The organism is Gilliamella sp. B3482 (assembly GCF_026536805.1).
In the GTDB taxonomy this organism is placed as follows: Bacteria; Pseudomonadota; Gammaproteobacteria; order Enterobacterales; family Orbaceae; genus Gilliamella; species Gilliamella apicola_E.
This window is the reverse complement of the sequence record NZ_JAFNNL010000004.1, coordinates 144,063-155,087: the sequence shown is the minus strand read 5'-3', so window position 1 is coordinate 155,087 and position 11,025 is coordinate 144,063. Positions and strand designations below refer to the sequence as shown.

At 33.2% G+C, this 11,025-nt stretch carries 9 protein-coding genes; all 9 read right to left on the bottom strand.

All coding sequences use genetic code 11. The features are described 5' to 3' along the window. Positions 1–68: 68 nt before the first annotated feature. From J3U18_RS08530 to J3U18_RS08490, 9 genes are read right to left on the bottom strand one after another with little or no spacing between them, the layout of a single operon-like run. Positions 69–1,646 (bottom strand): VWA domain-containing protein, encoded by a 1,578-nt coding sequence (locus tag J3U18_RS08530; RefSeq protein ID WP_267353636.1) that lies wholly within the window; start codon positions 1,644–1,646, stop codon positions 69–71. Between the two features lie 53 nt (positions 1,647–1,699). Continuing rightward, positions 1,700–3,142 (bottom strand): VWA domain-containing protein, encoded by a 1,443-nt coding sequence (locus tag J3U18_RS08525; protein ID WP_267353635.1) that lies wholly within the window; start codon positions 3,140–3,142, stop codon positions 1,700–1,702. A gap of 58 nt (positions 3,143–3,200) precedes the next feature. Beyond that, positions 3,201–3,686, bottom strand: a complete 486-nt coding sequence (locus J3U18_RS08520; protein ID WP_267353634.1) for a hypothetical protein — start codon at positions 3,684–3,686, stop codon at positions 3,201–3,203. Position 3,687: 1 nt separating this feature from the next. Beyond that, positions 3,688–4,377, bottom strand: coding sequence for a hypothetical protein (locus tag J3U18_RS08515; protein WP_065562892.1), 690 nt, complete (start codon positions 4,375–4,377; stop codon positions 3,688–3,690). Next, positions 4,377–5,984, bottom strand: coding sequence for an SUMF1/EgtB/PvdO family nonheme iron enzyme (locus J3U18_RS08510; RefSeq protein ID WP_267353632.1), 1,608 nt, complete (start codon positions 5,982–5,984; stop codon positions 4,377–4,379). The genes J3U18_RS08515 and J3U18_RS08510 overlap by 1 nt, the downstream gene beginning before the upstream one ends. Then, positions 5,941–7,164 carry an ABC transporter permease gene (locus J3U18_RS08505; RefSeq protein ID WP_267353631.1) on the bottom strand — a complete coding sequence of 408 codons (1,224 nt, stop codon included), beginning with the start codon at positions 7,162–7,164 and terminating at the stop codon, positions 5,941–5,943. The genes J3U18_RS08510 and J3U18_RS08505 overlap by 44 nt, the downstream gene beginning before the upstream one ends. Positions 7,165–7,174: 10 nt before the next feature. Next, the gene (locus J3U18_RS08500; RefSeq protein WP_065734940.1) at positions 7,175–7,888 is read right to left on the bottom strand and encodes an ABC transporter ATP-binding protein; all 714 of its coding nucleotides are present in this window, start codon (positions 7,886–7,888) and stop codon (positions 7,175–7,177) included. 3 nt (positions 7,889–7,891) lie between these two features. After that, positions 7,892–9,856 (bottom strand): vWA domain-containing protein, encoded by a 1,965-nt coding sequence (locus J3U18_RS08495; protein WP_267353630.1) that lies wholly within the window; start codon positions 9,854–9,856, stop codon positions 7,892–7,894. 12 nt (positions 9,857–9,868) lie between these two features. Continuing rightward, the gene (locus J3U18_RS08490) at positions 9,869–10,924 is read right to left on the bottom strand and encodes a hypothetical protein (RefSeq protein ID WP_267353629.1); all 1,056 of its coding nucleotides are present in this window, start codon (positions 10,922–10,924) and stop codon (positions 9,869–9,871) included. Between the last annotated feature and the right edge of the window lie 101 nt (positions 10,925–11,025).

Here is an 11,025-nt window from a genome sequence, read left to right as displayed (position 1 = left end):
TTTTTTTGCAAATTTATTAAAAATTAAAAAGTAATTTTATGTGATAAATTACCATCTATTAACTTTAATTACTGACAAACAGACCTATTGATTTTTAAGTCTGAAACAGCTTTATTCATCTGCCTAATCATATCTTTAGGACTTTGTGCAATATACACTTTGCCACCTGTCGCATTTGCGATACAGTCTATTTTATGTTCACCTGCAATATCTACTATATTTATCTTCAAACGAGGTTTTTGGGTAGCTATATGATTAGCAAGAGTACAAATATTTGCACGCGTACAATTATCCTCACCATCACTAATTATAAGAATATAATCATCACGTTTTACACCGTCAAGCATTTGGCTGGCTTTTTCTAAGCCGCTATAAAGTGGTGTTCCTCCACCACCAGCAGCACTTGGTGTTAATCTATTAATTTTACTTTTCAAAGCACCTCTACTTGAATAATTATAAAAAGGCGTAGTATCGGCTACTGGGCAACCATTAAGTGCCACCAATGAAATATTAATATTTTGCTGTATTTTATCAATACTTGTTAATGCAACTTTTTTACTGGTTGATAAACGAGTGGGTAAACGCGTCATTCGTTTGTCATAATCTATTTTATCTTGCTGAGACATACCTCTCGGATAACCATAGCTTAAATAATTGAAATATTGCCCGACTTCCATTGGTGATTCAGCTAAAGTTACAGTCATCGATAATGAATTATCGAATATTAATGCCATTTTAGATGGATTACTATTTTTGGCTAATTCTTCTTTAGTAATACAATTTGGTGGATTTTTTACTTTTGGCTTTGGTTCAGGTTTAGGTTCAGGCTTAGGCTCTGGATTAGTAATCGGATCTGGAACCGGTTTTGGTTTAACAACAGGTTGAGGTTCAGGAGCTTTAGGCTCTTGTTTTACTTCAGGCTTAGACTCAGGATTAGTAATCGGATCTGGAACCGGTTTTGGTTTAACAACAGGTTGGGGTTCAGGAACGTTAGGTTCTTGCTTTACTTCAGGCTCTGGTTGAGGCTTAATAACTGGTTCTTTTGGTTGTTCAACAGTTGGCTCTACTTTTTTTTCTTCCTTGACAGTTATAGGCTCGACGTTTTTAGATTCTTTAAAAGGATTAAAAAAGTACCATACTAATCCTAAAGCTGCTAATAAAAGTAAGGCTAAAATCAAAGTATACCACCATTTCCAGAAAGGTTTTGGTACTATTACTGGAGCAATTGGTAGTTCGATAGGTTCAAATGTATCGACAATAACCGGCTCATTATTGATTACATAAATATTATTCTTTAGGTTTTTAATTCTCAGTAACCATGAAGAAACTAGAGTTTTTTGTTCATTAGTTAAAGAAATTAATTTTACTGCTGTTTCAATATCATTGATTCTAGTAGCTAGAGTTTGTTTAATTTCAGATTTATGAGATTCGTCAATTATGTCATTAAGTAAGGTGGGTTGCCCTTCAAGATTTGTATACCAACCTATATATTGATTGCCTTCAATTAATTTTGGTGTAGCAAAAATTGAATATGTTCTAGCGGTTAGATGTGGTTTAAGTATTGAAAGTAAAGAACCATACTGTTCCAGTAACTGCATCTTGTTTAAATTACTTTGTTCAAAAGCTATGCGAGTTATTCTTTGCATTTCTTAACTTAATCCTCATCATTAGCCGGTAATTTGAAAAATTACTCGGTATTTTATTCGCAAATAGGCTTACTAATATTCATATTTGAAACTGCATTATTCATTTGATTAATAAGCTCTGTTGGACTTTTAGCTATATAAACATTTCCCCCCGTTCTTTTTGCAACACAATCTATTTTATGTTGCCCAGCTATATCAACAATATTTATTTTTAAACGTGGTTTTTCTGCTGCAATTTTAGTAGCAAGGGTACAAATATTAGCACGAGTACAATTATCCTCACCATCGCTGATAATTAAAATATAATCATCACGATTAACGCCATCAAGGAGTTTACTCGCCTGTTTAACACCACTGTATAATGGTGTTGCACTGTTATAGTCTAAAGGACGCAATCGTTTAATTTTATTTTTTAGTTTTTCTCTATTTTGATAAGAATAAAATGGTGTTGTTTGTGCTGCCGGACAGCTTGTTAATGTCACAAGTGAAATATCGATATTTTGTTGTATTTTATCAATACTTGTTACTGCAACTTCTTTGCTTTTTGATAAACGATTAGGTAAACGGGTCATCCGCTTTTCATAAGCTTCAGCTTCTTTCCGAGTCATTGAATAAAAATTAGCTTTTAAAAACTTATTAATACTTGCTTGTGACTCCATTAAAGTAATTGTCATGGAAGCTGAATTATCGAAAATCAAAACCATTTTAGGTGCGTCTTTATTATTGAGCACTTCTTCTTTAGGTACACAATCTTTTGCTTTTTCTACTGGTGCAGGTGCAGGTGCAGGTGCAGGTTCAGGAATAGGTTCAGGAACCGGTTCTGGTTTAACTTTAACATCTTCTGGTACCGATTTTATTTCAGGCTCTTTTGGTGGTTCAACTATTGGAGTTGGTTCCGTTTTATGTTCTTCTACATTTTGAGCAATTATTTGCTCAGGTATTTTTTCTTTTCCATATGGACAGAAGAAGTACCAAAGTAAACCAAGCAATCCAATTAAAAATAAGGCAAGCAACAAGAAATACCACCACCGCCAAAATGATTTTGGTGGAACTACCGGTGGTGTTATAGGAGATTTAGGTAAAATAGGTTCTTCAAAAGTATTAACTATAACCGGATCATCGTTGATAACATAAATTGTATTACCCAAACTTTTAATTCTCGGCAACCAGGTTGATATTAAAGTTTGTTCTTCGATTGTTAATGACATCGTTTTAATCACTAATTCAATGTCATTAATCCGAGTATATAGCGTTTTTTCAATCTGCTTTTTATGTTCCTCGTTTTCAATATTACTAAGTAAGACAGGTTGACCTTCAAGATTACTATACCAACCAACATATTGATTATTATCAATTAACTTAGGAATACCTAAAATTGAAAACGTCCGCTCTGTTAAATTTCTTTTTAACAATGCTAACAAAGAATTATATTGTTCTAACAAAGACGCTTTATTAGGATCACCATTATCAAATATAATTCTTGTTATTCTCTGCATTGTTTCTTTATTTCCCTATGTTCAACAAATTTTTTAGTTAATCAATATCAAATCATTGTTAAATATTTAACGCTTTTTGTAATCGTTGAAGCTTTTTATTTAACTTATCTAACTCAACTTGTTTTTCAATGTCAGATGCATTTGAATTATTAACTTTATTCATCTGCTGTTCAATGTCTTTAACTTGAGCTTGAAGATCATTACGATTTTTAGCTTTTGCTTTGACCTCATTGGTTAACTGAGTTAACTCAGTTTTTAATTTTTGTAATTGAGCTTGTTTTTGTTTAACACTCAGTGATGTAGAGTTTTTCTGTCTCTCAATAGTTGCGTAAATTTCTCTAAACTGCGCATTAGCTCTTTTCTCGTTTTCTAATATTTGTTCTTTCTTATCAATACGAGCTTGATAATTACCAGAATAATTACAGCTAATTTTGTCCAAAATACCAATGTTTGTATTGGTTGGATCGCACTGTTCTGGCGTTGTTGAACAACCACTCAAAAAAAAGAGCGAGCTTAGTAATAAAATAAGTGAAATCTTTTTCATATTAGCTTACCTTCACTGCTGAGCGTTGCTGAGTAACAAGGTTGACTTGCTTTTCAAGCACAGCAATTTGTTTATGTAATTGGTTAATTTGTTTATCAAGTTTTGAAACGTTTACGCCTGATCGTCGTTCTTGAGCAGAAATTGATATCCAATCTCTTTCAACTTTTTTCATACGAGATAATTTATCTGTTAAATAAGCAATGTTAGCATCAATTTGAGTTAAATCACGTTTAGCTTCGGTTTTATTCACTGTTTGTGACTTAATTTGATTATTTAATGTTTTAAGTGTTGCTAAATTTTTATCTAATACAGTTTTAGCTGTTTCTGTTACAGCTTGAACTTCATAAGTATTTTGCTGAACATCTTGAATATAAACATCAAGTCGCATTTCGGCATCAGCGTATTCTGCACGTTTAGTATCAAGATAGTAATTTGCACCCATCATTACACCACAACCCACTGCAGCTGACGCAATACAAGTACCTGCTTTACCACCTAATAAAAAACATCCAACACCAGCTACACCTGCACCTACAGCGCAAGACTGCCATGCTGATTTACTAAAGAACTTAGCACTATTACTTTTAGTTAAGGTAGGATCTACACCTTTAGTTCTTGCCCCACCCGAATTCTGACAACCAGTTAAAACCATTGAGATACATAAGGTTATCGTTACTATTAGTTTATTCATTATTTTTTCCCTTTTATTTCATTACATGTTTGAAGCCAAGTGGAACGCTCGATCTTCCCTGATTCAATATATTGATTAATATGTTTGAAATAGAGTTTTAAATAATCACTCATATTAGCCTTACCACTATTTTCTAAAATAAATTGTGTGGGTTTAGATTGATTATTAATCGTGTCTATTTCATAATTTGTAGCAGTATTTACAATCGTATCAGAATAATATTTTAGTATAAAATCACGCGCCTTTTTAGATTCATCTAGGACATTTTTTAAATTATTTAATTTCACTTTCGAGCACATATTCTCATCATCTAAAGAATCTATTTCGTTTGGATCACAGATTTCTTCAGTCATTGTTTCATACAGATTATTATTATATTCAAATTTATCATTCAAATCTGATACATTAGCACAGAGGAAAGCACCTAATTGTAGTGCTGATTGAATCGAGCGGTCTCTTTGTTCATCTCGCGCTTGATTAGCGCTGCGTAATAAGGCATTTAGTTGATTCAATTCCTTTTTAGTTTTTTCATCATCAACTTGTTTAGTGATTTTTTCAAGTTCATTGACAACATTCTCATTCTTCGAAATGCCAGCACCATTACCTAATTCGTTCCATTCTTGATCGAGCTGTTTTACCAGATCATTCGACTGAATAACTTCACTTGTATAAACTAAACGAAAACCAACATCTTTGCTTTTATATGCACTTTGAGCATCATAATAAGGTTTTTCCGTTCTAATAGCTGTTGTCATTGAGGATTCAGGGGTTAAATAACTGCCTCCTCGAACAATCATACCACCTTGTTGTCCATGGTAACGATCAAGCTTATTCATACGGAATGAATCAAACATCATTTCACTTGCATTACCCAAAATATCATAGATATCAAGAGGGTTAGGTTCTAATCGCCCAATAAGCTGCAATTTACCATTTGCTGATTTAGCACCTGAGAACCAAGCATAATTTTCTAAGTTATTAGTCATAGGAAATCTTGATTCTCTAAATTCCGATTCCGTAACTTTAGATCCACCTCGTGCTGCATATTCCCATTCAGTATTACTCGGTAATCGAACATAACCTTTAGGTACATCAATTGATTTAACTGTAGATTGATTAAGTAACCATTGATTATATTTATCAGTAAAAGCAACAGCATCAAACCAACTAACTTCAGTAATTGGGAAAATAAGATTAGGTTTAGCGGTTGGACAAGTATCATTCATAACAGCTTGATATTGAAGTGCAGTAATTTCATATTTACCAATAAGAAAATACCTTTCCTTTCCAGCATCGGAAAAACTACCAGATATATAATTAGGAGTCGCATACTCAGCAAAACCTAATTCTTTATTATTACTACCTAAAACAATTTTGACATCATCTAGTAGTTTACGTGTTGGTGTAAAAACTTTTTTCATCACCAAACTGCCTTCACATGGCATAGGTAAAATAACGTCATCATTTGAAGGTTTGGGATTATAAAATTTACTATCCCATGGTTCAGCATAACTTATACTCGAAATTAAACCTAATCCAATTGCCAAGAAAACTGGTCTAAAATTACGCTTCGCGTAGGCTTTCTGCTGGTTGAATACTAATAGCACCTCGTCCTCCTATCGCAACAACAACAAATGATATAAATAACGTTAATACAAATGCGATAATAAAATGATAAAATTGTAATTGACTTACAATTGGTTGTGAAACTAAATTTTTACCTAAGACCAGATTAAATGTACAATTCCCTAATAAAAAAAGTACACATGAAACAATAAAAGCTAAACAACTTAATGCCATCGCTTGAGTAAGCAAATAAAACATCACTTCCTTAGACTTAAATCCGATAAGTCTCATAAAAGCAATATCTTTACGCTTTCGCTCAATATTAGATAAAAATGAACCACTAAAGGATAATATACAACCAAAAATTGCGGTAATAGCAATCACGCTGAAAATAAAACTAAGTACCTTATCAATTGCTTGCATATTTTCAATTGCATTTGCTTGTGTTCGAGTTTCTATATTTTTTTCACGTAATTTCAATGATAAAGGCGCAACATTATCAAGAGAATTGGCATAAATTCTCGCTCTGGCAAATGAATCAGGATAAGTAGAATTAGCCAAACCGGTTCCGTTTGAAAAAATTTCACTTTGAAAACCGTCGTAAAAATGTTCCATTTCAATTAAAAGATCTAAACTTACAAAACCGGCCGCACGGCCATAATAAGCTTCAGGTATAATGCCAATAACCTCCAATTCCGTTATACCTTTTTCAAGTTTTCCATCCAGCTGCCTTGTGATTACCATTTTTACTCGGCTTCCTATTTTTGCTTGCATTTTTTCAGCAGCTAGAGCGCTCAATAAAACTTGATTTTCTTGACTAATCAATGGCATATTTTGGGTTATCGGATCACCTTTTGCTGTTGGAAGAACTTCAACATTATTAACAAAATGTCCAGAATCTTTAAACATATCTGCTTGGGTATTCAATGAACGTGTAAGAGGAATAACAAATGCAGTTTCAGGTTGGTTTTTAATCCAATCAAACATTGACTGATCAAATTGTAAATTACCAACAATTTTTACTTCTAAATTTTGTGGATCATTAAGTAATTGATGGCGTAGCTGTGCAACAACACCATATTTTAAACTAAACAAAAGTAACAAGGGTGTAATAACTGATATTATTGAGGCAATAATACAAAATGATACTTTCTTGTCATACCATAGATCGGCCAATGATAATCGAGAAATAAACCGCCACTTTGATGTTACTTTATCCATATTTTACACCTTACTTTATAACGGACGGTAAAAATTCTGACGATTGCATAGATGTTAATTTTGCCGATAAAGTGAACAACCCTTTATTTTCAATTCGTTGCCAATCATGTGTAACAATCATTGCAGCAATATTATCTTGTTGAGCTTGTTCTATTATTAAATCAAATAACAAATTTGCATTATAAGGATCAAGAGCAGAGGTTGGCTCGTCAGCTAATAATAACGCGGGTTTATGAATAATAGATCGAATAAAAGATGCCCGTTGCCTTTCACCTATAGATAGTTGTTTCGGATATTTATTCAATAAATGAGCAATATTAAGTTTATCAACCAAATAGTCAAATCGATTAGAATCAACAGGTTTTCGCAATACTTTAGCTGATAACAAAATATTATTTTTAATATTTAAAAATGGAAGTAATCCACCAGTTTGTAACATAAAACCCAAATATTGCGCTCGGATATTGGCTAATTGATTAATATTATTCTGATGAATCACATTAGCAATGTCATAAGTTTCATTATCAACCATAAGATTATAACAATCGACTTCATCTGGCTTAAGAATTAAGCCTATCATCTCAAGTAAAGTACTTTTACCGCAACCACTATCACCTTTAATGACAACCACTTGCCCTGCTTTCACCGAAAGCTCAGGCAAACAAACCTTAAAAAAAGATTTACCGATCGGTCTAGAAATCACCAAATTATTTATAGTTAACATATTTTATGGCAACATTTCTAACGGAATCGGGTAAACGTTTTCTCTAGGGTCACTACCTTCAGATAGTGATATCCAACGATCAACATCAGCATTACATTTTTGGTAATAACGCACTTTACTATTTAGATTACGTATGAATTTTTCTTGTTCAATCCCACTCATACTTTTCCATGTCTCTTGATCAAGACTAGTTACATCACTTTTATACGGAATATTATCTAAATATTCACCTAATAGTCCTAAATCAGCAATTTTTGTGACTGAATCTGATTTTAATTTACTTGGATCTTGCCCCATCGCAGCAGCAACAGAACGTAATTGTGAGAACATATCATCGGCAGAAATTAACCCATCATTAGCAGCATTAGCGATTTTAGTTACAATATCGCTTAAATCACTTAATTGTGATTTAGTTAGTAAAATTCTAGGTTCTGCTGTTGGGATTGTCGGTTTAACAAAGTCTTTATCAGCTATCCAGGCTTTAAAAACTGACGGAGCCTTAGTGCCGTTAGTATCACCTAAATAAGCCAGCTGCATTGCTTTACCTAATAGTAAAGCATCTTTTAACATATTAGATTCATTATCATCTTTGGCATTAAGTGCATTACCAATTGAAGACTCACCTTTATAGGCTAATTTAACTTGCTCTGATAATGCTTGAGCTAATGAATCTACTTTTTTACCAAACTCATTTACGTCGCCAGCATTAACAGGATAATAAAGTGATTTATGAATAAAATCGTTATAGGTCAAATCAGAATATTGCTTTTCGGCCACTTGATGATCTTTTTCACCACTTGGCGTTTTTAAATGTAAAGCATAAATTGCAACACCTTTATGCTGTGCTTCAAGTCGTAATTGAGCAGCATCCATACCTGTACTTGAAAGCTTATCATCGCCAGGAATAGCGCTTGCATCAGTAATTAGAATCATATATCGAGCGCCAAAATTATTCCAATTAATATCATTTAACGCTTGTGCAACGCCCGCGTAAGAGTCCTCAGCAAAATAAGTTGTTGAGACCGTGGCTTGTTTAAGAGAAGCACTAAGTTTTTTGAATTCTTCCTTATTTTTTACTTGATTTGGATCTACAAATATCTTACTGACAAACTCCAATTTATCCGAAGCTTTTAAGCTTGAACGAAAGGATACCAATCCAAATTTAACCTGATCTTGTAACTGCTCTTTTTCAATACGCTGATAAACTCGTTCAACAGCCTCTTTTGTTCTCGATATATAAGGATCCATCGAAATCGTTGAATCAATAACAAACACAATTGCAGCTTTAAATGGAGCAACTTGGTTAGTATTATCATCCGAAGATGAGGTAGATGGTTTATTATTACTTTTAACCACCGCTTGTTGTTTACTAACTGAAGCCACCTCTAAAATTCGTTCATAAAAACCTTGCCCATTCATTACCTCCTCACCCTGTAAAATCGGTAATAAATAAAAATTATTCTTGAAATCAACAAATTCCTTAGGTTCTTGAGCCAGAATCTGTGGTACGGCTTTATTCTCTTTTAGTGCGTCTCGAATAGGTTTTAATAACGTTTCAGGATTATCCGCATCAACAATTGAGGATAATGAGGCTTTATCTTTAAAAAATAACAGGGGGTCACGATCAACTGGATTTGTGAACACTAACGTCAATTGCATATTCCACTCAACCGCACATGAATTATTAATCCAACCAACTGTATTGCCGTAAGAATCTGGACCAACATTCAACCATTCTTGATTATTCTCATTTTTACGTTCATAGACATAATAACGAGAAAACGCAGGTACTGATTGGCCTTTAGCATCATTAATATTCTTCTTCAATTCACACGTCGGAGTACTAAGAACTCGCTGATAAAGTGTTGTTTTACCTGCTTGCTTTAATGGTTCTAAAGCTGACGTAACTAAAGGTAAGCAAGTAAGACTAAATCCGATAATCAATATTGAAATTAATGTTTTTTTCATACCTGCACCTTATTATTTTTGCAATTCAGCTAGGCGTTCTTTAGCTAAAACGTTATTAGGATCATTATTCAATGATGTTTCATACCAATAAATTGCGGTACCTTTATCAATTTTAAAGCACTGATTATCTTGATAAAATTTTTCATCATATTCTTTAGCATAAAGTAAAGCAATTTTAGCATTCAGCAAAGACTGATTAGCATATAAACGCTGAGCGATATTACATTTATTTGCTTGTTTTGCTTGATTTATTATCTCAATTATTGCGTCCGTATCAGGTTTTGACTGTAAACACTGTTGAATAAAAGATAAATCATTACTGTTTGCATTTGTAACGTCACACTGACTATTCATTGTCGCAGTCAAAGGACTCTTATCTTTTGAAAAGAAGAAATACCATGCCGCTACACTTAGACCAGCTAAAACTAATAATGTGATAAAAATTAGGATAATTAATCCCTTTTTACTTTTTGATTTAACTGGTTGTGGAGTAGAAACTTCTTCTGGTGTAATCGCAGGTTCAGGCTCTGGCTCAGGAGCTGCTTCTATTTCAACTTCAGGCTCGGCAATTACCTGACTTTCTTCTTCAGCAACAGGCAATTCAGTTTGAGGAACGTCAGATTCTGAAGGTGCTTTAGAATCTGATTCAGTAAAATTCGAAACAATCTCATCAGGCTCAATTTTATCTTCTTCTATAGCATCAGATTGTTGAGTATTTAGAGCAGATGATGGAAATACTGTTTCACCAATATTAACAACACCACTATCGGTATAACTTTCATTTTGCTTATCACGGATCTGAATAAGAAATCTAACACGGTTTTCTTGAGACAATAATGAGTCAACTAACCACTCATCAACTTGGCCAGTTAATTGCTCATTATCTACCGACATATTAGTTAATGTATGCCAATTTTTTTCTGGTCCCCACTGATTAAGACCTGATAAATAATAACCATCCTGGTTACGTTGAATAAGCATATCAATATCGGCACTACCATTCCATTTTTGTGCCAAAAATTTAGCAATACCTGGCTTGTAGCCTTCTAATTCAATTTTTAATGCCATGATATCCTCTATTTCACAATTATAATGTTATCAATATGGATTGATAAATCTTTCATAATAGAAGGTAGTTTAAGCTACCTTTTTTATAATTATTAAATGAT

Excerpts from the sequence above, each read along its gene's own strand:
- J3U18_RS08530 (WP_267353636.1), bottom strand. The coding sequence starts at position 1,646 with ATGCAAAGAATAACTCGCATAGCTTTTGAACAAAGTAATTTAAACAAG.
- J3U18_RS08525 (WP_267353635.1), bottom strand. The coding sequence starts at position 3,142 with ATGCAGAGAATAACAAGAATTATATTTGATAATGGTGATCCTAATAAA.
- J3U18_RS08520 (WP_267353634.1), bottom strand. The coding sequence starts at position 3,686 with ATGAAAAAGATTTCACTTATTTTATTACTAAGCTCGCTCTTTTTTTTG.
- J3U18_RS08515 (WP_065562892.1), bottom strand. The coding sequence starts at position 4,377 with ATGAATAAACTAATAGTAACGATAACCTTATGTATCTCAATGGTTTTA.
- J3U18_RS08505 (WP_267353631.1), bottom strand. The coding sequence starts at position 7,164 with ATGGATAAAGTAACATCAAAGTGGCGGTTTATTTCTCGATTATCATTG.
- J3U18_RS08500 (WP_065734940.1), bottom strand. The coding sequence starts at position 7,888 with ATGTTAACTATAAATAATTTGGTGATTTCTAGACCGATCGGTAAATCT.
- J3U18_RS08495 (WP_267353630.1), bottom strand. The coding sequence starts at position 9,856 with ATGAAAAAAACATTAATTTCAATATTGATTATCGGATTTAGTCTTACT.
- J3U18_RS08490 (WP_267353629.1), bottom strand. The coding sequence starts at position 10,924 with ATGGCATTAAAAATTGAATTAGAAGGCTACAAGCCAGGTATTGCTAAA.